Raw genomic sequence first — 22,055 nt, forward strand, 5'->3', positions numbered from 1 at the left:
TCAGGGTTCCAGCAGTCGTACGGCGTCGTTCAGGTGGCGGCGTACGACGTTGAGGTAGGCGGGGTCGGTGGTCGGGTCGTTGACCCAGCGCACGGCCTGTTCCAGGAACCACTCGATGACCCAGACGCGGTGCCAGCCCAACGCCCACGCTGCCGCCGTCAGGCCCCCACGGTCGGCCAGCGCATCCTGGTGCCCGCCTTGGGCTACGTAGGTCTCCAGGAATACACGGGTGCGGCCCGGGTCGGGGGCGTCGAGGGTGCCGTGCCAACTGGCCAGGTCCAGCAGGCCGGGACCGGTGAAGGCACGGGCGAAGTCCAGCAGCCGCCAGCCGGTCGCGCCGATGTGCAGGCTGGTGGGGTGAAACTCCGAGTGCACCCAGCCGAACGGCTCCAGTGTGGCCTCGGAAGCGCGCGCCTTGGCGGCGCCGGTGAGGGCGCTGAGGGCATCGGCGACGTCGTCGGTGTCGCCCCAGCGGCCCGCCTCACGCAGTCGCAGCAGGTGGTCGGTGGCGCGGGCGGGCAGCGCCTGAAGGCCCGCCTCGTCAAGCACCGGCAAGGCGCCGGCGCGGGGCGCGGCATGCAGGGCCGCCGCGGCGGCGGCGCCGTCGAGGTCGTCGGCCTCGCGTGTGGCGGGACCGAGATCTTCGAGGAACATCCCCAGCCACTCCTTGCGGGTGGCGGAGGTGAGAACCTGTGGAACGGGGATGTCGCAGGCGAGGGCCTGACGCAGGGCCCGGTCCTCGGTCTCGAAGGGACGGGTGGCGTACTTGAAGATGGCGGTGGTGCCGTCGGGGAAGGTCAGGCGCTCCACCCCCGACATCGACCACACGCGCACGTCCTCCCGTTTGGCTGCGGGCTGCCCGACAGCGGCGCACAGGTCGGTGTAGAGCTTGGTGATCAGCGTCTCGTCCATGGTTGGTCTCCGGATTGTGGGGTGGAGGGCTTCGGGGCAGGCGAGCGTGCCGACCGGCCCCGAAGCCCGTACTGCGGGCGGCCTATGCGGCCGGGGTGACGCGGTGGGCGTGGACCTGTTCGATCCAGCCGGTCTTGAAGCGTGCCAGGTCGTCGCGGAAGGCGGTCATGGAGGCGCCGTACGGCGCGACGACGCCACCGGACTGGTCGGGCACGGACTGGCAGCCGTGCACCAGTCGGCCACCGAGCGCGGCGTGGGCCTTGATGGACTCGATGCGGCGGTGCTCGTTGAACCAGCCGCCGTGGTAGACCTCGTCCAGCAGCCCGCCCATCTCGTCGTCCAGGTCGAAGACCACGGAGGTCGCGGCGGGAAAGAACCAGCACGGGCCGACGTTGGAGATGTGCCCGTCCAGCTCCACCTTGTTCAGCGCCATCAGCGTGGCGGCCTCGCGCAGCATCCGCAGATGGGTGGCGGTGATCTGCGCCAGCCCGAGGCCGCCCAGGTGCTCGTCCCTGAAAAGGTAGGCATATACCTCGTACGCCGTTCGCAGCACCAGGGCTGCGTCGGGGGTCGGGGCAGCGTGTTCCTTGATGAACTGCAGCGCCATCTGCTCGACCGCGCTCTCCGTGGTTTCCTGCGCGCCGAGCAACTGATCGGTGACCAGCTGCCAGTCGGCGACGAGCCAGGTGTTCGACTCGAAGCGGAAGAAGTACTCCGCCGGGTCGATGGTCAACCGGGTGCCGTCGACCTGAATGCCGGGCAGTCGGCTCCAGCGCTCATCGAACGCTTGCGGTAAGTCGACCGAAATGGCCGTGGTGTCGATGGTCGTCACTGTGGTGTCTCCGTCTCTCCTCGGGCGGGACCTGCGCACTGTGGCGTCGCTCGGGCCGGCGCCTTGCGGATGGTGGGAAGCCGCCCGGCCCAAGCGTGGGACCTGGTCTGCGATGGGTGAGTGTCGCACCGGGCGGCCTGCCAATCAGTGAACCGGCCGCTACGCACAGTGGGTACGGTGGAGGGTGGGTAAGGCGGTATACGCGGTTTACAGCCTCGCGATCGGGGAGGGTCGTGAACGCTCCGAAGCAGCCCAACGCCCGGCTCCAGGCAGCCATCGCCGAGGCCGGCTGCACGCTGGAGGCCCTTGCCCGCGATGTGCGCCGTGTCGCCGCCGAGAACGGCGAGATCATCCAGACCAACAAGTCCGCGATCTCCCACTGGGTCAACAGCACCCGCCGCCCTACCGGTCAGACGGACCGTTACCTCGCCGAGGCTTTGTCCCGTCGCCTCGGGCGCGTCGTCACCCCGGCAGAGTTCGGCTTCGCGGGCGGCGGTGAAGCGGGACCGGGACACGATGCCGATCCGGTCATCGCTGTTGCCGGTCTCGGCCGGGCCGACGTCGAGCGCAGCCGCCCTCTGGCCGTGGCCGCCTTCAGCGTCGCCGGCGTCGCGATGCCCCTGGGCTACGACCACGAAGCCACCTCCCGCCTGCTGCGCGCCCGCACCGGTCGCACCTTGGTCGGTACACAGGACGTCGAGGTCGTCCGCCAGATCACCGCCGCCTTCAGCGCCGCCGACGAACGCCTGGGCGGTGGCCACGGTCTGACCACGGTCGCCGCCTATCTCGCCGACACGGCCGCCCCCATGCTCCGAGGCCGCTTCCCCACCGACGCCTTACGCCGAGCCGCTTTCGGCGCCGTTGCCGAACTCGCCTACCTGGCCGGCTGGAAGCACCACGATCTCGGCCACGAGGGCGCCGCCCAGCGTTACTACGAAGCCGGTTACCGCCTGGCCTGCGAAGCCGACCCGCACGCCCATGCCGCCTGGATGATGCGCGCTCTGGCCCACCAGGCCCTCAGTCTCAAACAGCCCCACCACTGCGTGGACCTCGCCGAAGCCGCCCTCGCCACCGGCCTGGGCCACATCGACGGCCAGACCGAAGCCCTGCTGCATATCACCCACGCCCGCGCCTTCGCCGCCACCAGGGAAAAGACCGCCGCCGCGCGCGCCCTCCTGGCCGCCGAAGACGCCCTGCTCCGCGAGGACGGACCACAGCCCAGCTACTCCCTCGTCTGCGGCCCCGCCGCAGGCACCGTCGCCAGCCACACCGCCCGCACCCTCACCGACCTCGCCGACCACATAGGCACCGAACAGCAGCACCGCGACGCGCTGATCCGCTGGGACCCCGAGAAGTACAAACGCGTCCACGCCCTCACACACGCCGACCTCGGCGACAGCCTCGCCGCCCAAGCCCGCGCCGACGAAGCAATCGCTGCCTGGGGCACCACCCTGGACCTGATGGACGGCATGACCTCCGACCGCACTCGCAAAGCCATCGCCTCGATCCGCCCCACCCTGGCGATCTACCAACGCCGAAAAGTCCCCGGCGCCGCCGATCTCGCCCGCCGCGCCCGCGAGGCACTGCTCTAGCATGCTCACCAGCTCGCCCGACGAAGGGATCACCGTGGCTCAGCCCGATACAGGCACCCATTCCCGAGCCCTCAAGCCCGCCACCGAGTCCATGACCCTGCTCGTCGCCGCCGTCATCCTCCACGACAAGACCACCGACCACGTCCTGCTCCTCCAGCGCGGCCCCAACGCCAAGTTCGCCCAAGGCATGTGGGACCTTCCCGTCGGCAAGTCAGATCCCGGCGAGCCCGTCACCGACACCGCCGTACGCGAGCTATATGAAGAGACCGGTATCACGGTGAAGCCAGAGCAGCTCAGTGTCGCCCACATCATTCACGGCGCCTGGGGGGTCGAAGCCCCCAACGGCTTCCTCACCGTAGTCTTCACCGCGCACGAGTGGACCGGCGAGCCGGAGAACCGCGAGCCGCAGAAGCACGCCCAGGTGCGCTGGATCCACGCCAGAGCCATCCCCGAGGAGTTCGTCCAGACCACCGCCAGCGCGCTCCACCGATACCTGGAGAACGGCCCACAGGTCTCTCTCCACGGCTGGGAGTAAGAGGCGATTCGTCACCGGCCCTCAGGGTCGCGGTCGCGCCGTACGAGCCGCCGGCCGCGGTGCGAGCCGGGACGGTGGTCTCGCTGGCGGCTGGCACGTACTCCGAGGGCCAGCAGGACGACGGCGACTACCACACCACGAAGTGGCAGTGAACGGCATGACGCTCGCTGAGTGGTTCGCTGTGCTGCCGGGGTTCTCCCCGGCAGCACGGCGGGCCGTGGCCCGGCTTCAGGCGGCCGATCCCGGAGCCCGGGTCCTGGCCCGCTGCGACGGGCGGCCCTGGATCATCGGCCGCTCCACGCGCCCGCTGACCGTCGCGCACACCGCCGGGGGTTCGGCGGCGCTGGTAGGGACGCATGACCTCGGTGTGCACCGACTCGCCCAGGCGTTGCCTCGGGCTGCGGCGGACGGCACCGTCGCGGCGCTGATGGGCGGGGCGGGTAGCTATCACGCCGTGCTGGCCGCCGGCGGCCGGACCTGGGTGTGCGGGGACGTGGCCGGAATGCGGCCGGTGTTCTACGCCCGGGTCGAGGGCGTGGTGGTGCTCGGGGACCACGCGCGTCCGTTGGCCCGGGCCGCCGGAGTCGTACGCGCTGACACCGCGCACCTTGCGCTGCACCTGCTGGGGCCGGTACCGCCCTTGGTGCTGGCGGAGTCCGGCTCCTCCCTATACGGGGGCGTACGGTCAGTGCCGCCCGGCAGCTCGGTGCGCGTGGAGGACCGCGGGCGCGGGCGGGTGGTGGTGCGGCGGTGGTGGTCGGTCCCCGACGATGAGCGGGTGCTGTCCGAGGCCGCGCCGGCGCTGCGGGACGCGCTGCGTCGTGCGGTGGCGGTGCGTACCGGCGGTGAACCTGTGGTGGGCTGTGAGCTGTCCGGTGGGTCCGACAGCGCCGCCCTGTCCGCCCTGGCTCACGGGCAAGTCGGCGGCGGGCGCCTGGTCAACCTCACCCGGGTGCCGGCCGATCCGGGCAATGACGACACCGAATGGGCACGTCTGGCCGCCCAGGCGCAGCCCGGCGCGCGGCACGATGTCCTCGGCGCCGACACCCTTCCCGCCCAGTTCGACGGCATGGATACCCCGTTCGTGCTGGACGCGCCATCGCCGTCGGCGTCCAGCCCTCGGCGGTCGGTGTTCTGGTGGCGCCACGCGGCCGGGACGGGGGCGCGGGTGCTGCTGTCCGGCAAGGGCGGCGACGAGTTGACGCTGACTACGCTGCCCTACCTGGCGCACGCCCGCCGCCGTGACCGGCGTACCGCCCGGCGTCACATGAAAGGCTGGGCAGCCCTGTGGGGTGCGCCCGCGCGGCAGATCCGGAACCAGGCGGCGGCGCCGCGGCCGTACCCGGAATGGCTCGCCAACTGTCTCGCCCGCGGCCACGGCCGCGACGAGGCATCCGGGTGGGAAGCCGGACCCTTCCTGCCACCATGGCTCACCTCGTCGGCATGCACGCTGCTGGCAGACTCGCTGCGTACGGCAGCAGTCGGCGCCCAGCCGCTGCACGAGCGGGCGCATCAGCACACCGCGATGGCGGCCATCCGGGCGTTGGCCCGATGGAACCGGCTCCAGGCCGACGCTGCGGGCCCGTTCGGTATCCGGCTCGGGTACCCGTATGCCGACCGGCAGGTCATCGAGGCCGCGCTGTCCGCCCGCGCCGAGGTCCGCACCAGTCCGTACCGGAACAAGCCGCTGCTGACGGCCGCGATGCGGGGCATCGTTCCCGACGCCCACCTCGCCCGCCGTACCAAGGGCGGTTACAACGCCGACACCGCGGCCGCGGTCGCCCTCATGCACCAGTCGTTCGAAGACCTGCTGGACCAGGGCTGCCAGCTCGCCGCGCACGGACTTGTCGACGTCGGCCGCCTGCGCACGGCGCTGGCCGCGTGGGACCGTACGGACGAGCGCACCGACCTGCTGCTGCACCTGACCGTCATGTGCGAGATCTGGGCCCGCACCACCGCCGACCGGCCGATGCCGCCGGCCCTCGGTTCCCCTGCGGAGACACGATGCTGACCCTGGCCACCGGAGCACGGGTACTGACCGACCCTGCCACGGGCCGCGGCACCGTGATCACGCCCGATTCCGGCGTGTGGACGCTCAACCCCACCGCAGCCGTGGTGCTCACCGCGCTTGCGGACGGCGGCACGGTCGCCGGCGCCGAGGAGGAACTGGCCCGCCGCTGGCCCGCCGTTCCGATCCACACTCTGCGCGCTGATCTCGACCGGCTCCTTGGCGAACTCCGGGACACCGGGGTGGTGAGGCACCGGTGAGCTTCCCCGTCGCGATGCCGCACCGCGTCGCTCTCAGCCCGCGGCAGTACGTGCTCGCCCGCGTGGCCGGGATCCTCGCGCCCTGGATCAGCGCGAGCACGCCCCGCCTCGAACGCGCCCTGGCCAGGATCCAGCGCGGAACCCGACGCCCCTCCACCGCGGCGGAAACCGAGCACGCCGTGCTGGCGGTCTGCACCGCGCATCTCCGCCTCGGCGGCACCCGCGCCTGCCTGCCGCGCTCGATGGCCGCGCTGCTGTACTGCCGCGCCCACGGGCACACTCCCGCCCTGGTTCTCGGCGTCAAACCCGGCACCGCTCAGGTACACGCCTGGCTGGAGGCCGAAGGCCGGCCGGCCGGGGAACCGAGCGACCCGACCCGCACCTACACACCCCTGACCCGCTACAGCCCGCAGGAGTCGAAGCCGCGATGACCACCACCCTCGACTGGGCACCCATGGCCCAGGCCCTGGCCGCCGACCTGCGGGCCACGGGCGCCGTCCGCTCCGACGCGGTGGCCGCGGCCATCGAGGAAGTGCCCCGGCACCTGTTCCTCACCGGGCACTACGCCGCCGGCCGACAGCACACGGCCGTCGACCCCGACCAGCCCACCGACGAACTCCTGCACCTCGCCTACGCAGACCGCGGCATCATGACCCACATCCCCGCCGACGAAGCCGGCGGATACTCCAGCACCTCGCAGCCCTCCATCGTCGCCAAGATGCTCGAAGCCGCCAGACTGCGCCCCGGCATGCGGGTCCTGGAGGTCGGCGCCGGGACCGGCTGGAACGCGGCCCTGATCGCCCACATCACCCGCACAGACGTCCACACCATCGACGCGTCCCCCCTCATCGCCACCGAGGCGCGCGCCGCCACCGCCCGCGCCGGTGCCACCCACGTCACCGTCCACGCCGGTGACGGATACCTCGGGCACCCCGGCGGCGGCCCGTACGACCTGATCATCGCCACCTGCGGCATCGCCGGGATTGCCCCCGCCTGGCTCGAACAACTCACCCCCGACGGCACGGTCCTGGCCCCCGTCGCCCACGGCGGCCTCCACCCCCTCCTCCGCGTGAGCCACACCGGCAGCCCGACAGGGCGCCTGGTGGCCAACGCCGACTTCATGACCGCCACCGGCCCTCTCTACGCCGGAGCCACCCCGGTACCGGCCAGCAGCGGCCAGCTCCTCCCCGCCCCGGACCCCGCCGCCGCCCGCCCTCGCGCCGCCGGCGACATTCTGGACCCGCGCGGCTCGTACATCGACGTGTGGATGTACCTGGCAGCCCACGACACACGCACCACCTGCGCCGGCGCCGACGGCACCACCGACTACACCGGCTGCGCGCTCGTCGACGCCGCCGCCGCGGTGTTCGTCCAGCCAGGCGGACTACACCTCACTCCCGGCCCCGGTGCCCGGTCGATGGCCGATCAGATCGAGCAGCATGTCGCGGGGTGGGACCGCAACGGGCGCCCCGAACTCACCGGCTGGTCATGCTCTCTGGTCCCAGCAGGGAACTCGGAACAGCCCCTCCTCGCCCCGGCCGACTGGCAGCTCCGGACGAGCATCTGAACCACATGGCGTCATAGGAGGGCAAGCGTTGCCGGCCGCCGCTCGATTGGATTCCTCCAGGGCAGGCTCACGACGTGGGGAGCTGCCCTTGCTGGGTGATCACCCACATCCACCGTTCCAGGGTGGTGACGAACTCATCGAGGTTGGGAGTGGTGCAGGAGGCCCGCTCATGGTCCCAGTCGGGGTCGAGGACGACGACGCGGAACCCGTAGCCGGCGTACCAGCCAGCGTCTGTGTTGATCTCCCGAGCCTGCAGCCCGCCCCTCTCCGCCACCTCCTCCGCGGTCAGCCACGGCGGTGGTGCCGTACGCGCCCAGTACAGATCCTCCGGAGTCGTTGGCCTCGACCCTTCCATCCGGCAGGCGCCGGGCCGACAACTGGTTGCAGATGACGCTCCAACCGGCCGGAACACGCAACGGGAGCAGGCCCCAGTCCTCGGAAACAGCCGTACCCAGCGGGGAATTGGGCGGAAGCCGGAAGATCGGGTTCATGTGCCGACAGCGTAGTCGGAGGTGGTTCCTACGCCTCAGCGCGGGCCCACTCGCCCCCGTCCCGCTCATGTCCGCGTCAGCCACTGGAGATTGACAGGACGGGGCGAACGTTGCCTGATGGGCACTAGGGTCAGGCGCTCGGCCAGAACGGCGGCGAGGTATCCGGCCGGCCTGGTCATCGCCCACGCCCGCGGCCTGGTCGTGGGCCGTGTCCAGTCGTCGGTGAGAATCGCCGTGACGAGGAACCGGGGCGCCGGGTGAGGGAAGGGCTGGCGGATGCGCGTAGTGCTGATGGCGTACGGGGCTGAGGGCTTCGAGGACTTGGCTGCGGCGTGCGAGACAGCCGGTCACACGCCGGTCGCGTACGTGTGTGCCGCATCGCAGGGCGGGGCTGCCGTGGACCGGGTGCTGGCGGCGATGCCGCCCGGAGCCGATCTGCTGGTCCCTCGCAGCCCTCAGGGCCTCGCGCTCGCGCTCGCCGGATACGAGCCCGACCTTGCCGTGTGCTACGGGACTCCGTGGCGGCTGCCCGGGTCTGTTTTGCGCGTACCGCGGCTCGGTGTGCTGAACGTCCACCCGTCGCTCCTTCCTCGGCACCGGGGGCCGATGCCGGTGCACTGGGCCGTGCGGCACGGCGACGAGGAGACCGGGGTGACGGTCCACTGGATGGACGAGGCGTTCGACAGCGGCCCGGTCGTGGCCCAGCGCGGCGGTATCCCCTTGCCGGACGATCTGGCAGGCGATGTGGTCTTCAGACAGGTCCGGACCACGATCCGGGCATTGGTGCCGGAGGCACTGGCACTGGCGGAGGAGGGTTTCGCGGGAACACCGCAGGACGAGTCGCGGGCGTCGTACGAGGGGTTCATGGGCCCGGAGAGTGCGGTCATCGACTGGAGTCGGCCGGCCCGGGAGGTCCACAACCTGGTGCGGGCTTACCGGTTCGGCCTGTTCGCCGTGCCGGGGCCGCTGGCGGTGGTTCGGGGCGAGTGGGTCAGTGTGCTGCGGACCAGTACCAGGCAGGAGCGCGGTGTGAGGAAGCGGTGTGGGGACGGGCCGCTGTGGGTCACCGAATCGGTGCCCGTTCCGGCTCGTGATCGCTGGCTTGCCTCGTCGTGAAGTCACCGGGCGACGATGTTTTCCCGTAGCCGCACAGCGCGCGGATCGGTGAAGGCCGTGAGCAGTTCGCATGCGCCGGCTCGCGTGTCAGCGGCCTCCTGCGGCGCGCCGGCACGGTCCAGGGCATCCGCCAGGTGCGCCAGCGTTCTTGCTGTCTCCCATCTCTGCCCGAGGTCGCGGTAGGCGGCCCCTGCCCGGCGGTGGTGTTCGGCGGCTTCCTGAGTGCGGCCGAGCTGCAGATACGTCTGCCCGAGGCCGTCCCAGGCAGCGGCCTGACGGGCGCGGTCGCCAAGTTGATCTTGGAGTGCGGCGGCGCGTCGGTAGGAGGTCAGTGCCCGGGTGGGATGCCCGGTGGCGCGTTGGGCGTCGCCCAGGGCCAGGAGCCAGTAGCCTTCGGCGGCTGCGCTGCGGATTTCGGTGGCGATGGCCACGGCCTGCTCGGCGTAGGCCAGCGCGGCATCCGCGTTTCCGCTGTCCAGTTCCGCTGCGGCGAGGAGCCGGAGGCCGTTGCCTTCGGCGTGGCGATCATTGTGGGTTGGGACTGGGCGTACGCTATGCCGAGGCTCTCCTGCAGTTCGGCTTCGGCGCCTCGATCGCCGTCGTGTCGGGCGGCCTCCAGACCGATCTGAGAGGTGGCGAGCCAATCCTGGAACGGGTTGGTGGTCATGTAGACGGCGCGCAGGACCACCGCCAGTTGCCAGGCGATCCGGTCCAGCCCGCCACCCGCTGCCGCGCGTACGGCAGCCACCAGGTTGTCGCGTTCCGCCTCGTACCACCGCATGGCCTGCGCCTCGTCGGCGAATCGCAACCCCGGCAGCCCTCCGTCGGCAGGCACCAGCTCAAGGCGCTGCTCCTGCGGCGCGACGCGGGCCTGGACCGCGTCCGCGGTGTGCAGGTACCAGGTCAGCGCCCTGCGCAGGGCTTCTTGGCACTCCAGCGGGGTCTGTTCCCGCCGTGCCTGGTCGGCGGCGTAGGCACGCAGCAGGTCATGCAGACGGAAGCGATCGGACGCGGTCTGCTCGGCCATGTGCACGGCGGCGACGACATCGAGCAGCCGCCGGGCGGTGCGGACGTCGACTCCCGCGAGAGCCGCGGCAGCCGTGTCGCTGAAGTCCGGCCCGGGGTGCAGCCCGAGCAGTCGGAAGAGCCGGGCGGCATCTGAAGGCAACGCGCGATAGGACCATGTGAACACGGGACGCACCGCCTCAGACTCCTCGTCGCCGTCTGCCGACAGGACTTCCCACCGGCCGGACTCGTCACGCAGCTCGCCGATCAGCTCCGCCAGGTGCATCAACGGCCGGCCCGCCGCGCGCTCCGCAGCGATCCTGAGTGCCAGCGGCAGGCGCGCGCACAGCGAGGCGAGTTCCGCCACCTGAGCGGGATCGTCCCCGTCCCGGTAGCCCGAGGTGACGCTGCGCAGCAGGGCGACGGAGTCGTCCTGGTCGAGCACGTCAAGCGTGAGGCGGCGCGCTCCCTCCCGGATTGTCAGACCGGTCAGACGGCGCCTGCTCGTTACGATGACCAGACATCCCGGCGTCGCCGGCAACAGGGGCCTGACCTGCGCCGCGCTGGCGGCGTTGTCGAGCACGACCAGCAGCCTGCGGCCGGCGAGACATGAGCGGAAAGCCGCGGCCATGTGCTCGCCGTCAGCATGTACCGCGTCCGCAGGGGCACCGAGTACCCGCAGGAAGCGCTCAAGGACCCGCTCGTACCTGACCGGGGCCTGCGGGTCGTAGCCGTGCAGGTCGGCGTACAACTGCCCGTCCGGGAACCGGTCGCGGACCGCGTGCGACCAGTGCAGCACCAGCGACGTCTTACCCACTCCGGCAGTGCCGGTGACCAGCAGCACCCGCGCACCGGCTGGATCGTCATCGAGCAGACGATCAAGTGCGTCACGCTCAGCGCACCGGTCGACGTAGCCCTGCCCGGCCAAGGGGAGTTGGTACGGAACCGGTAGCCGCGCGCGGTCAGCCGCCGGAGCGTGGAAATGTATCCCGCCCCGCACATCTCGGGCCTGCACGACGTCGCGAGCCGTACCGGAGAGCGAGGAGTTGACCTCCTCACGCGGCTCAGTCACCCGTCGGAGCCTTGAGGTGGGCCACCTCCCGGCCGAAGAACGTGCCGATGTCCTCACCCAGGACGTACAGCTCCTCAACCCGCGCCGCCACGCGATCCCGCGTTCCCCTGTCGAGATGGCGCACGGCCCCTTCCAGGGCACCCTCCGCGTCGTAGAGGATCTCGTACACGGTGTCATCGTTCAGCGTGACCAGCTCCGGGACCGGGCCCTCGCGTTCGAACGCCGCGATGTGCTCCGGGCCGATGACGCGGATCAGCTCACCGCACTCGGCGCGCACGCGCAGCAGATGCAGCTCCCACTGCAGATACGGCGTGAGCGGCGTCTCCACCACCCGGACACGCAGCAGACGGCAACGGTGACGCGCGGCCAGACGGGACACGTCGAGAAGCCCGGCGCGCTGCGCCTCGATCAGCCTCAGCGCCTCCTCCCAGTCCCCCTGGGCAAAGGCTTCCCAGCTCGCGTCACCCGGCTCGCGGAAGTGCTGGCGGCGCTCCAGCTTCCAGGAATCACAACCGTCCACGGTGAAATCCCTGCCGCGGAAGTCCTCGCGGTAAGCGTCCAGTCCCAACCGCTCGCCGGGCGAGGCGCCAAGGAGGTCACGCATCCGGAATGTGCGCCTTGGCGGCCAGCAGGGTGACGCGCGGGATGACCACGAGGCGTTCGCCACCGCCGATCACCGCATCGTCGGGCAGGTCCTCGGAATACACCGACGTCAGGTCACGGCCGATGACCGCGAAGTCGCCGTTGTCGAGCTCCCAGATGTCCGGGCAGCCGTCCCGCCCCCCGGTCGCGCCCAGCTCCGACGGCGCGACACCGATGCGCCGGGCCAGCCGCGCCTGCGGATCCGCGTCCCACGTACCGGCCATACATCGCCCCTGAGTCATCTGCCCAACCCGCCTACTCAGGGTACGGAAACGGCAACAGGCCGTCCATGGACGCTCGCGGGAATCAGCCATCTACTCACGGTGGCCAGGTCCCCCGGACGCGCCTGGAAGGCGCCTCCGCTACGTCGCGTCCCAGCGGAACAGCCGGTGCGCCAGGGCCGTGAACACCGCCGCCGTCAGCAGCAGCACGCCCATCGCCGGCAGCGCCTCCGACCAGCTGCCGCCGCGGCTGAGCACGTCCTGCGTCGCCTGCACCAGGTGCTTGAGCGGCAGCGCCTCGGAGATCGTCCGCACCCACGGCGGCGCCTCGTCGAGCGGGAAGAACGACCCGGACAGGAAGGCCATCGGCAGCACGATGAGCTGTGCGAGCCCGTTGGCGGAGTCCTCGGTCTTCGCCCACGCGCCGATCGCGAAGCCGATCGACATGAACGCCACGCTGCCGCAGGCCACCAGCGGGATCACCAGCCACCAGTCGCCGGTCAGCCGCAGCCCGTAGTACGGCAGGGTGGCCACCAGCAGGAAGACGGCGGTCTGGCCGAAGGCCAGCAGCATGTTGACGCCGAGGCGGGCGGAGATCACCGGTCCGGCGCGCACCGGCGCCAGCCACAGCCGCCGCAGGATGCGCTTCTTGCGCCAGTTGACCAGCCCGAGCGCGGCGCCGAACACCCCGCCCATCGCCACCGCCCAGCCCAGCAGCCCGGGGGTGAAGTACTGGATGGCCTGGAGCGACTCGTCCTCGACCTGACCGCCGGTGAGCGTGTACGCGGGCGGCTGCCCGGTCGCCGCGATGCTGGCCTGGTCCACGACGGACCGCAGGACCCCGCCCACGCTGCCCGCCTGCACCGGATCGGCGGCCGAGACGCGCATCTGCACCCTGCCGCCGGGCTCCTCCCACACGGCGGCGTCGGCGTCGCCGTCGCGTACCTTCTCCAGCGCCTCCGCCCGGTCCGCCGACTTCTCGATCTCCAGGACGTCGTCGAGGCCCGCGCGCTGCTTCGCCGGCATCTCGTCGAAGACCTCGACGGCGCCGACCTGCACCACCGTGGCGCGGGAGACGCCTGCGTCCTTGAAGAGCACGCCGAACAGGGCCAGGAACATCAGCGGGAAGACCAGGATGAAGAACACGGAGGCGCGGTCGCGCAGCAGCCCCAGCGCCATGGCCTTCGACAGGCTGACGAACGGCTTCACTCGCGGTACTCCCGCCCGGTCAGCTGCAGGAACACGTCCTCCAGGGAGTCCACTTCCAGCTCCGCGGCCAGCTCGGCGGGCGGCCCGACGCGCAGGATGCGGCCCGCGTCCATGACGGCCACGCGGTCGCACAGGGCCTCGGCCTCGTCCATGTAGTGCGTGGTGAGGACGACCGTGCGGCCCGCGGCGTTGATGCCGCGCAGCAGGTCCCACAGGTTGCGCCGGGCCTGCGGGTCGAGGCCGGTGGTCGGCTCGTCGAGGAAGACCAGCTCGGGGTCGTGCACCAGCGCGCAGGCGATCGACAGCCGCTGCGCCTGGCCGCCGGAGAGCTTGTCCTCGCGGGTGCCGGCCTTCTCGGTGAGGCCGACCTCGGCGAGCATCGCGTCGGCCCGCTCGCCGGTCACGCCGTAGAGGGAGGCGAAGGTGCGGATCTGCTCGCGGGCGGTCAGCTTCTCGAAGAACGCCGACGCCTGCAGCTGCACGCCCATGCGCCGCAGCAGCCGCGGGTTGCGCGGCCAGGACGGCTCGCCGAGCAGCAGCGCGCGGCCCCCGTCGGGGCGGCGCAGGCCCTCGACCATCTCCAGGGTAGTGGTCTTGCCGGCGCCGTTCGGCCCCAGCAGCCCGAAGAACTCGCCGGTGCGGACCTCGAAGCTGACGCCGTCGACCGCGTGGACGTCGCCGTAGCGCTTGCGCAGGTCCCGGGCGGAGATCGCGGCGGTCATGGGGCCGACCCTAGCCCCGGAACCGGGGCTTCGGGAGAGGGCGGGGGCCGCCGTATCCGCAGTTGGGCGGTGGTACGGCGGGGCGGCACGCGCCCGGGCCCGGGCTCAGCCGCAGATGCCCGTCATCCACGGGCGCCGCTTCTCGTGGTCCTGCACCCGCTGGATGTCGCGCAGCCACGGCAGCGGGTCGAGGCCGTCGGCGGCGAGGTACTGCAGCGCGGCGTTGTAGAAGGCGTCGCGCACCGCCGACGGCATCACATCGGAGGCGTCCAGGCAGCGCGGCAGGGCGGTGTCCTCCAGGTCGCGGGCGATCCGCGTCGTCACCGGGTCCACCGGATGCGGCATGCCCCGCTCGGAGTTGGCGCTGAAAACCGGCGACCCCGACGCCGCGGCCCAGGACCACTGCCCCTCCCGGGAGGCGAGGAACCGGAACATCTCCCGCGCCTTGTCCCGGTCGTCGAAGAGGGCCGCGAAGTCACCGCTGACCTCCCGCCCGCGCGGCACCGTCGTGCCCGGGAGGTACGGGGTCGAAGCCGCGTAGTCCGCCCGGTCGGCGGCCTCCCCGTACAGGTCGTGGGCGAACGAGCCCTGGTGCTCCGCCACACACCGCTCGTCGGTCCCCACCCGACCGCCGAACAGCAGCCCCCGCTCGCCGGCGGCCCCCCGGTGGTCGTTGAGCAGCGCCCAGCGCGCCGGCCCGGCGCCGTCCGACTTCATCAGCGTGCCCCACGCCGTCCACGCCTGGACGACGGGGCCCTTCGTCCACCCCAGTTCGCCGCGTGCCCAGCGCGCGTACGTCCGCGGCCCCGCGGTCTGCAGCAGCAGGTCCTCGATCCAGTCGGTGGCCGGCCAGCCGGCGGCGGCGTCGTCGCCCATGCCCACGCACCACTCCCGCGCGCCGACGAACTCCGGTCTGCCGTTGGCCGTCCGGTACCAGACGATGCTCTTCAGCGCCGCCCGCACCGGCACCCAGTACACGCGCCTGCCGGACTCCCCGGTGGCCCGCGGCGTCCACGGGGCGGCGTAGTGCGCGGGCTCGTACAGCCCCCGGCCGTCGACCGGCTCCAGCAGGCCCTCCGCGGCGTACTCCGCCAGCTCGCCCGTGCCCGGCATGATCACGATGTCGGGCGGGGTGCCGGCCTGCACCTGGGAGAGCAGCACCTCGCGCTGGGCGGCGGTGCCCTGGTAGACGTAGTCGAAGCCCCTGCTCTCCAGCAGTGCCTCGAAGGTGTCCTCCTGCGCGCCGGTCCACGGCCCGAGCACGGTGACGGGGCGGTCCGCCGCCTCGTCGACCGGTGGCTGGCCGCCGACGCAGCCGGCGAGCACGGCCGCGAGGACGGTCGGCACAAGGGCCCGGCGCGGTGTCCGGAGCATGGCTAGTCCTTTCCGTAGTCGGCGTACAGCCGCCAGAGCAGCCCGCCGGCGGCGCAGACGACGGCCAGCCCGCAGCCCGCCGCCAGCCACGGCATCGCGCGGGTGGCCGACGAGGTGGCCGCGATGGCGTCGCGGACGGTCGCGGCACCGACCTCGGTACGGTCCTGGTCGTCGGTGCGGTCGAGGCGCACCAGGGCGGTGTGGACCTCGTCCAGCCGGTCCTGGGTGTCGTCGGCCGCCGCGAGCGGCACCGCGGCGAGTACGCCGGCGAGCACCAGGGCCGCGGCCAGCCAGCCGCTGAACAGCCGCCCGCACTGCCGCCACAGCACCCGCCAGGCCAGCGCCACCACGAGCGCCAGCACCAGCAGCGCCGCCACGGCGACGATCCAGCCCCCCTTCTCGGCGGCGCTCACGTCCGTCTGGTCCCGGATGTGCGCGAGCTGGTCCTGCTGGAGTTCGGCGAGCCGGGGGAGGATGCCCGTGACGTCGCGCTTCAGCACCGTCTCGGCCTCGTACAGGTTCTGCTCCCGCATCAGCCGGTTCTCCGGGCCCTTGTAGTAGGCGGCCTCGGTGACGGCCTCCTGGTACGAGTCGTGGAGCACGTTCATGACCTCGACGGCCCGCCGGCCGCGGTCGCCGTCGATCTGCCGGTCGGACAGCCGCGACAGCGCCTGGCGCGCGGCGCCGCTCTGCTGCTTGTACCGCTCGCCCGGCCCCACGGTGTCCATGAGGCCGTCCTCGTACGAGCGCCGCACCTGCGCATCCGCGTCCCGCAGCGCCTTGCGGAGCGCCACCGCGTCCTGCACCGCGAGCACCGAGCGCGCCTGCAGCTCCGCGGGCACCCGGTGCACCCTGTCGTACGACACCAGCAGCGCGGCGCTGCCGACGGCCCCGAGCACGAGCACCGCGGTCAGGTGCCGCAGCAGCCGGTACTTGACGGTCTTCGGGAGCAGCAGCGCGCCGACGAACCGCCGCAGCCGCGCTCTCACCGCGGGCTCCCGGCGGTCGCCAGGCGGGTGCCGCAGGCGACGCAGAAGCGGGCCGCGGTGGTGGCGGGCCGGCCGCAGGCCGGGTCGGGGCAGGGGACGCCGGCCGGCGCCGCCGGGGGCACGTCCAGCGGCCGGTGCTGCCCGCGCGACAGCCGGGCGCGCAGCACCGCCATCGGGTCGACCGTGTCGCCGGTCCGTACCCGTACGACGCCCTTGCGCGCGTCCAGCACCTCGGCGACGCGGTTCAGGTCGCGGTCGAGGAAGTCCTGGTCCTCCAACTCGTATGCGAGCTTCGCCGCCTCGCCCAGCTTCGCTTTCGCCTCGCGCATGTCGCCGCGGGAATAGGCGGTGCAGCCCGCGTTGAAGGCGTCGGCGAGCCGGTCGCGCAGCCGGTACGTCGCGCTGGCGCCGCGGGTCCGTACGCCGCTGGGAGCCGCGCCGTACGACCAGCGCACCAGCACCGTCTTCGCCGTCGCCTGGCCCGGCAGGGCCGCGAGCCCCGGCCCCAGCGCGACCTGGGCCAGCAGCAGGTCGGTGTCCAGCAGGTCGGCGTCCCGCCCGGCCGCCGGGTCGCCGTCCGGGCGGACGTTGACCGACAGGATGTAGCGGCGGACGCCGGCGTCCCACAGCCGGGTGGTGAAGACGTGCCGCCACGGGTCGGCGCCCGCCGGCGCCGGGTCCGGCCGCAGCTCCCGGCTGACCGGGGCCGCCTCGCGGAACGACAGCAGCGTGACGCCGGTCCGCACCCGCACCTCGACCGGCACCGCCGGTACCCGGGTGGACCGCAGCCGGCCGGCGATCTCCGCGAGCCGGGCGGCGAGCGGCCCGGCACCCTTAGCAAGCTCAGCCAGCTCGGCCCTGCCGTGCAGCCGGGTCGCGACGCGGGTCGGCAGCGCCGGGTCCCAGTCGCCGCCGACGCCGATGACGTCGCACGTCAACTCGCCGGCGCAGGCGTCGATCGCGGCGTCGAGGCGGCCGTCGTCGTGGCCGTGGCCGTCGGTGATCATGATCAGGTGCGCGATCCGCCGCGGCTCGCGGGCGATGTGCGCGCGGGCCGCGTCGAGCCAGTCGGCGTAGCCGCCGGGCCCGCCGCCCGCGGGGCCGGCGCCGCCGGCGGGCAGCAGCCGCTCCGCCTCGAACCGCGCCATGTTCCGGTTCATGTCGTCCGCGCGCGCCCACACGTCGCTCGCGCCGTACGGGTAGTGGATCCGCGGCGTGCCGCCGCCGTGCAGCACGGCGAACGACGTGTTGTCGGGCAGCGCCGTGATCGCGGCGGCGACCGCCTGCCGGGTCTCCTGAATCCGGTGCGGCGCGAAGTCGAGGGCGACGATGACGCCGGTGTCGGCGGGCGCCGGGACCGGCCCTCCCGCGGCCTCGGCGGTGACCTCCACGGTGGTGTCGACGGTGTGTGCGGCCACGTCGGCACGCAGTCGGTGCCGCGCCTCCGCGGCGTCCGCGAGCGTGAGGCCGAACCGCAGCGTGTCCATCGGTCTCTCGCCTTCAGTCGGGGGAGTCGGGGGAGTCGGGGGAGTCGGGGGAGTCGGGGGAGACGGGGAGGTGTCAGGCGACGGTCGGTGGGCGGACCGCGTTGTGCAGCTCGATGAGCTTCGCGCGGTCGTCGTCCCGGCAGTGCCGGGACAGCTTGCGGTAGCAGGCCGCGAGCAGCAGCCGGATGTTCCGCTCGGGGGTGTCGCGTGCGGTGGGCGGTCGGGCCGGCAGGACGCGGGGCAGCGGGCGTTCGCTGCCGCGCGGCCGGTACTCCTCGCCGAACAACTCGCGGTACGGAAAGCGGTCGCCCCCCGCGCCGTCGCCCGTACCGCCCGTACTGCCCGTGCCGCCCGTGGCACCGGTGCCGCCCGTGTCTTCCGTGCCCGGCCCCGTGACCAGGTCCAGCGCCCACTCCAGCAACTCCGCCTCCAGCAGCAGCCCGTGCTCCTGCGCCAGATGGAGCGGCGCCTTACTCCCGGTGTCCGCGGCGAGGGCCAGCTCCTCCCGGGCCGCGCCGATCTCCCGCAGCGGCGGCAGCGCCCGGCCGCCCGGCGCCAGCCGCGCGGCCGAGACCCGCACGGTCGCGATCCACGCGGCGGCGCGGTCGGGCGAGTCCTTCGGCACGTTGCCCAGCACCTGCACCGCGTCCCGCCGGCTGCCGCGGGCGAGGGCGAGCCGGGCCAGGCCGAAGGCGCCGTTGCCCTGCATGCGGTTGCGCGACCAGACGGCGAGGTAGTGGTCGGTGGCGATCCGGTGCCACTCCTCCGGCGTGCGCCCGGCCGCCGCGGCGGGCGGTTCGGCGGCGGCCAGCCGCTCGGCGCAGTAGCCGAGCGCCATCTTGGGTGCGTACTCGCCGGGCAGCCGCCGGTAGACCGCCTCGAAGTGGTCGTACGCCCGGCTCAGCGCCGCCACTTCGGGTGACACCTCGTCGGCCGCGCCCGCCTCACCCGCCGGGGTGGCGGCCCCTCCGTCACCGTCTCCGATCGGTGTCCCAGGCCTGACCGCGGCGGCCTGCGCGCGCACCAGGCCGAGCAGCCCCTCGTACCACTCCACCTGCCACGCCCGGTGCGGGAAGTCCTTGAGGATCCGCCGCGCCTCCGCCAGCTCTGCCGCCGCCCCCGCAATCGCGGGCGCCGCCGCATCCCGCAGATACAGCCGCAGGTTGTGGAAGCAGATCTCGGCGGACGGCTTGCCCGGCTGCTGCAGCTTCCGGTCCGGGTCGTACGTGGACAGCCGGAACAGGTTGCGCTGCTCGTCCTCCGGGTGCGGCCGCGGCACCGGCAGCGCCAGCGCCACGTCGCCCGCCTTCGGCGGCCCCGTGTCCAGCGGCTCCGACACCGGCCGCGCGCCCCGCCGCGGCACCGCGCGCTTCAGCCAGCGGCCGAGCGGCGGCAGCGTGCCCAGCCCGGCGTCGAGCAGCCGCCGCGTCGGCTCGAACAGGTCGGACGGCTCCGGCCGGTCGGGCTTGTTGCGCAGCGCACGGATCTCCCGCAGCACGCCGCGCAGTTGCTCGCTCATCTCGGCGGCGGAGGCGAACCGTTTGCCCGGTTTCGGCGCCGTGGCGCACTGCACCGCGTACCGGAAGGAGGTGATGCCGGTGCCGGGGATGTCGTGGGTGGCGGCGAAGCGGGCCAGTTCCTGAAGCGTGCGGCCGACGGTGTGGAGATCGTGCGCGACGGTCGGTCCGGTGTCGTCGATCTCGGGGGCGGCGTAGCCCTCGGTGAGCGCGGGCGCGGTGCGCTCGCCGATGCGGCGTACGCCGCCGAGGTCGATGACCTTGAGGCCGTCGCGGCAGTGGATGACGTTGGAGGGCTTCATGTCGCAGTACGCCAGCGGCCCGATCGGTTCTTTGCGCTGGTGCAGGTGGTCCAGTGCGCCGAGGATCCGGCAGCCGTAGGTGATGACCTCCTCGATGTCGAGCCCGCGCCGGCCGCGGCGCACCTCCGTGACGATCTTCTCCAGGGTGTTGCTGCCGACGTACTCCATGACGATGTGGTTCACCGGCTTCCCGGCGCTGCCCGGCTCGTCGCGCAGATAGTCGAGGATCCGCACGATGTCCGGGTGGTCGAGCGCGATGAGGTAGCGGCGCTCGCTCTCGGCCAGCTCGGCCAGCTGCTCGTCGTGCCGGTTCAGCAGCTCCTTGACCGCCACGGGGGTGTCGTCGAGCCGGGTGTTGGCGGCGAGGTGGACCCAGCCCTGGCCGCCGTGGGCCAGGCAGCCGCGCACCCGGTACTGGCCGAGCATGTCGCCCTCGCGCAGCCGCGGCACGAACGAGTACGGGTGCCCGCAGGCCGGGCAGTGGCCCTCGTTCGGCACCGGCGGCTCCACCAGCGGCGGCGCGAACAGGGCGCCGCACGCCTTGTTGCCACAGCGCTTGCCGTACGCCAGCGGCGCGTTCTCCGGGATCACGGAGGCGTCCTCCGCGGGCAGCTCCGGCAGCACCAGCGGCTTCGCCGGGCCGCCGTCCGGCTCGGGCAGCGGCGGGTCGTCACGGCGCCGGCCGCAGGCCGTGCAGTAGCCGGCGGGCAGCAGCTCGCCGGCGCAGTCGGCGCCGGAGTACCGGCGGTGGGGGCAGCGCTCCGACGCGCCGGCCTTGTCCGCGTCGGTCATGAGGGGCCCTCCAGGCGGGCGATGTCCGCGTGCAGCAGGTCGGTCATGGCGCGTAGCTCCTGGACCGGGTCGCGGGCGCAGTCGTGCGCGGTGAGCGCGGCGTTGCGGCGGTTGGCCACCCGCGGGTCCGGCCGGCCGCGCTCCAGCGCGATCACCCGGCGGACCAGGCCGCGGGCGTAACGGTGCAGCGCCGGGCACTCCACCCGCCCCTCCGCCGCCTGGCGCACCCGGCCGTCGGGCTCGCGCAGGACGATCAGCAGCCGGACACCCAGCGCCGTCAGCCGCTCCAGCACGTCCACGGCCGCCGCCGGCTCGGCCGACTTGTCGACCCCGGCCACGGCGACGGCGATGGACAGGTCGAGCTGCCGGCCGGAGTCGCGGCGGGCAGGCCGCGGGCCGGTGCCGCGCAGCCAGTCGGTGACGTCGCTGCAGTACGGCTCCGGCAGCCGCAGCCGCTCACCGAGCGCGTCCGCCAGGCCGTGGGCGGTGCCCCCGGCGGCGTCCAGCGAGACGCCGGTGAAGCGGCGCAGCCCGGCGGCGAAGGCGAGGTCGTGCGGGGAGCCGGAGGCGGCGTCGGCGAGCAGCACCGGCGGCCCGGAGCCCGCGGCCCACTCGGCGATCCGCGCGGCGAAGGCGGCGTCGGCCCCGGTGCCCGGGCGCGCGGGCACGACGGCGGACAGCGCGGCGTCGCGCGGCGCCGGCCCCTCGATGAGCCGGGCCACCTCCGGCAGCAGCTCCGCGATCCGGTCCAGCGGGATCATGTACGCGTGCCGCTTCTCGAACGCGGGCACCCGCTGGGCGTCGTAGAACCTGCTGACGACCATGCCCAGCACCTCCGGCGGCGGCTCCGCCGAGACCTGCTCCAACTGCGCGCCCGCGACGGCCGTGCCGCTGAAGCCCTCGGTGACGACGAACCGCGGGTCCTCCGGGGTGAGCTGCCACCAGGTGCCGTACGGGCCCTCCACCCGGGCCCGTACCCATAACCCCTCGTCATCGTCCTTGGGGAAGCCGCCCATGCGCACGGGCAGGCCGGCGTACCGGGGGATGCGGCGCAGCGGTGCCGGGCGAACTCCCGGACGGGGCGGGTAGACGGACAGCAGCGCGACGTCCCCGTCGGTGGGGCCCTTGCTGCGGGGCTTGACGCAGCCGGGCAGCGGGCGGGCGAAGCTGGGCTTGACGCCGGGATTGTCGGCGTAGTCGACGGTCAACTCGGCGCCGGCGGACGGCAGGACGTGCGCGCAGGTCAGGGCCCGGTCCGGGGCGATGAGGATCCCCGCGCCCTTGATGTGGCCGCCTTCGCGCAGCCGCAGCCGCCAGCCCTTCGCGTCCGCCTCAGCCCGGTCCCCCATAACCGGTGACGATAACGCGGTCGGCGGCTTCCGCTCTACACTCTGGCACGAGACGACGACG

General features: G+C 73.1%; 21 protein-coding genes. 7 read left to right on the plus strand and 14 right to left on the minus strand.

What is annotated here, in order from left to right; genetic code table 11:
- Complete coding sequence (locus tag T328_RS16895) at positions 1 to 912, minus strand: aminoglycoside phosphotransferase family protein (protein ID WP_496496888.1); 912 nt, start codon at positions 910 to 912, stop codon at positions 1 to 3.
- 82 nt (positions 913 to 994) lie between these two features.
- Positions 995 to 1,744: a hypothetical protein gene (locus T328_RS16900; RefSeq protein WP_496496889.1), complete on the minus strand. Its 750-nt coding sequence runs from the start codon at positions 1,742 to 1,744 to the stop codon at positions 995 to 997.
- A 233-nt stretch (positions 1,745 to 1,977) separates the two neighbouring features.
- Between T328_RS16900 and T328_RS16905 the strand changes: the two genes are divergently transcribed.
- The 6 genes from T328_RS16905 to T328_RS16930 all read left to right on the plus strand — a co-directional run bounded on the left by T328_RS16905 (position 1,978) and on the right by T328_RS16930 (position 7,706).
- A complete protein-coding gene (locus T328_RS16905) occupies positions 1,978 to 3,336 on the plus strand; it encodes an NsdA family TPR-like regulatory protein (protein ID WP_496496890.1) in 1,359 nt (452 codons plus the stop codon).
- 1 nt (position 3,337) lies between these two features.
- The gene (locus tag T328_RS16910) at positions 3,338 to 3,871 is read left to right on the plus strand and encodes an NUDIX domain-containing protein (protein WP_496496891.1); all 534 of its coding nucleotides are present in this window, start codon (positions 3,338 to 3,340) and stop codon (positions 3,869 to 3,871) included.
- A 157-nt stretch (positions 3,872 to 4,028) separates the two neighbouring features.
- Positions 4,029 to 5,882, plus strand: a complete 1,854-nt coding sequence (locus T328_RS16915) for an asparagine synthase-related protein (RefSeq protein ID WP_496496892.1) — start codon at positions 4,029 to 4,031, stop codon at positions 5,880 to 5,882.
- Positions 5,876 to 6,139: a PqqD family peptide modification chaperone gene (locus T328_RS16920; RefSeq protein ID WP_496496893.1), complete on the plus strand. Its 264-nt coding sequence runs from the start codon at positions 5,876 to 5,878 to the stop codon at positions 6,137 to 6,139. The genes T328_RS16915 and T328_RS16920 overlap by 7 nt, the downstream gene beginning before the upstream one ends.
- Complete coding sequence (locus T328_RS16925; RefSeq protein ID WP_496496894.1) at positions 6,136 to 6,570, plus strand: lasso peptide biosynthesis B2 protein; 435 nt, start codon at positions 6,136 to 6,138, stop codon at positions 6,568 to 6,570. The genes T328_RS16920 and T328_RS16925 overlap by 4 nt, the downstream gene beginning before the upstream one ends.
- Entirely contained in the window at positions 6,567 to 7,706 is a 1,140-nt protein-coding gene (locus T328_RS16930; RefSeq protein WP_496496895.1) for a protein-L-isoaspartate O-methyltransferase family protein, read from the plus strand. The genes T328_RS16925 and T328_RS16930 overlap by 4 nt, the downstream gene beginning before the upstream one ends.
- A gap of 67 nt (positions 7,707 to 7,773) precedes the next feature.
- Here T328_RS16930 and T328_RS16935 read toward each other — a convergent pair whose 3' ends face one another.
- Positions 7,774 to 7,980 (minus strand): hypothetical protein, encoded by a 207-nt coding sequence (locus T328_RS16935; protein ID WP_496496896.1) that lies wholly within the window; start codon positions 7,978 to 7,980, stop codon positions 7,774 to 7,776.
- 508 nt (positions 7,981 to 8,488) lie between these two features.
- On the opposite strand from T328_RS16935, the gene T328_RS16940 reads away from it, so the two are divergent.
- Positions 8,489 to 9,313, plus strand: a complete 825-nt coding sequence (locus T328_RS16940) for a methionyl-tRNA formyltransferase (RefSeq protein WP_496497068.1) — start codon at positions 8,489 to 8,491, stop codon at positions 9,311 to 9,313.
- Between the two features lie 2 nt (positions 9,314 to 9,315).
- Here T328_RS16940 and T328_RS16945 read toward each other — a convergent pair whose 3' ends face one another.
- The 11 genes from T328_RS16945 to T328_RS16995 form a co-directional block, all read right to left on the minus strand.
- Positions 9,316 to 9,744, minus strand: coding sequence for a tetratricopeptide repeat protein (locus tag T328_RS16945; protein ID WP_496496897.1), 429 nt, complete (start codon positions 9,742 to 9,744; stop codon positions 9,316 to 9,318).
- Entirely contained in the window at positions 9,642 to 11,390 is a 1,749-nt protein-coding gene (locus T328_RS16950) for an ATP-binding protein (RefSeq protein WP_496496898.1), read from the minus strand. The genes T328_RS16945 and T328_RS16950 overlap by 103 nt, the downstream gene beginning before the upstream one ends.
- Positions 11,383 to 11,994, minus strand: coding sequence for a DUF6879 family protein (locus T328_RS16955; protein ID WP_496496899.1), 612 nt, complete (start codon positions 11,992 to 11,994; stop codon positions 11,383 to 11,385). The genes T328_RS16950 and T328_RS16955 overlap by 8 nt, the downstream gene beginning before the upstream one ends.
- Complete coding sequence (locus tag T328_RS16960; protein WP_496496900.1) at positions 11,987 to 12,256, minus strand: hypothetical protein; 270 nt, start codon at positions 12,254 to 12,256, stop codon at positions 11,987 to 11,989. The genes T328_RS16955 and T328_RS16960 overlap by 8 nt, the downstream gene beginning before the upstream one ends.
- A gap of 138 nt (positions 12,257 to 12,394) precedes the next feature.
- Positions 12,395 to 13,462: an ABC transporter permease gene (locus tag T328_RS16965; protein ID WP_496496901.1), complete on the minus strand. Its 1,068-nt coding sequence runs from the start codon at positions 13,460 to 13,462 to the stop codon at positions 12,395 to 12,397.
- Positions 13,459 to 14,184 (minus strand): ABC transporter ATP-binding protein, encoded by a 726-nt coding sequence (locus tag T328_RS16970; protein WP_496496902.1) that lies wholly within the window; start codon positions 14,182 to 14,184, stop codon positions 13,459 to 13,461. Before T328_RS16970 ends, T328_RS16965 begins: the two co-directional genes overlap by 4 nt.
- Positions 14,185 to 14,289: 105 nt before the next feature.
- Positions 14,290 to 15,558 carry an extracellular solute-binding protein gene (locus T328_RS16975; protein ID WP_496496903.1) on the minus strand — a complete coding sequence of 423 codons (1,269 nt, stop codon included), beginning with the start codon at positions 15,556 to 15,558 and terminating at the stop codon, positions 14,290 to 14,292.
- Positions 15,559 to 15,560: 2 nt separating this feature from the next.
- Positions 15,561 to 16,547: a GlnX family signal transduction membrane protein gene (locus T328_RS16980; RefSeq protein ID WP_496496904.1), complete on the minus strand. Its 987-nt coding sequence runs from the start codon at positions 16,545 to 16,547 to the stop codon at positions 15,561 to 15,563.
- Positions 16,544 to 18,034, minus strand: a complete 1,491-nt coding sequence (locus tag T328_RS16985; protein ID WP_496496905.1) for a vWA domain-containing protein — start codon at positions 18,032 to 18,034, stop codon at positions 16,544 to 16,546. The genes T328_RS16980 and T328_RS16985 overlap by 4 nt, the downstream gene beginning before the upstream one ends.
- Positions 18,035 to 18,107: 73 nt before the next feature.
- Positions 18,108 to 20,645 carry a tetratricopeptide repeat protein gene (locus T328_RS16990; RefSeq protein WP_496496906.1) on the minus strand — a complete coding sequence of 846 codons (2,538 nt, stop codon included), beginning with the start codon at positions 20,643 to 20,645 and terminating at the stop codon, positions 18,108 to 18,110.
- Positions 20,642 to 21,994 (minus strand): S1 family peptidase, encoded by a 1,353-nt coding sequence (locus T328_RS16995; RefSeq protein WP_496496907.1) that lies wholly within the window; start codon positions 21,992 to 21,994, stop codon positions 20,642 to 20,644. The genes T328_RS16990 and T328_RS16995 overlap by 4 nt, the downstream gene beginning before the upstream one ends.
- Between the last annotated feature and the right edge of the window lie 61 nt (positions 21,995 to 22,055).

This window comes from Streptomyces sp. CNX435 (assembly GCF_059570575.1).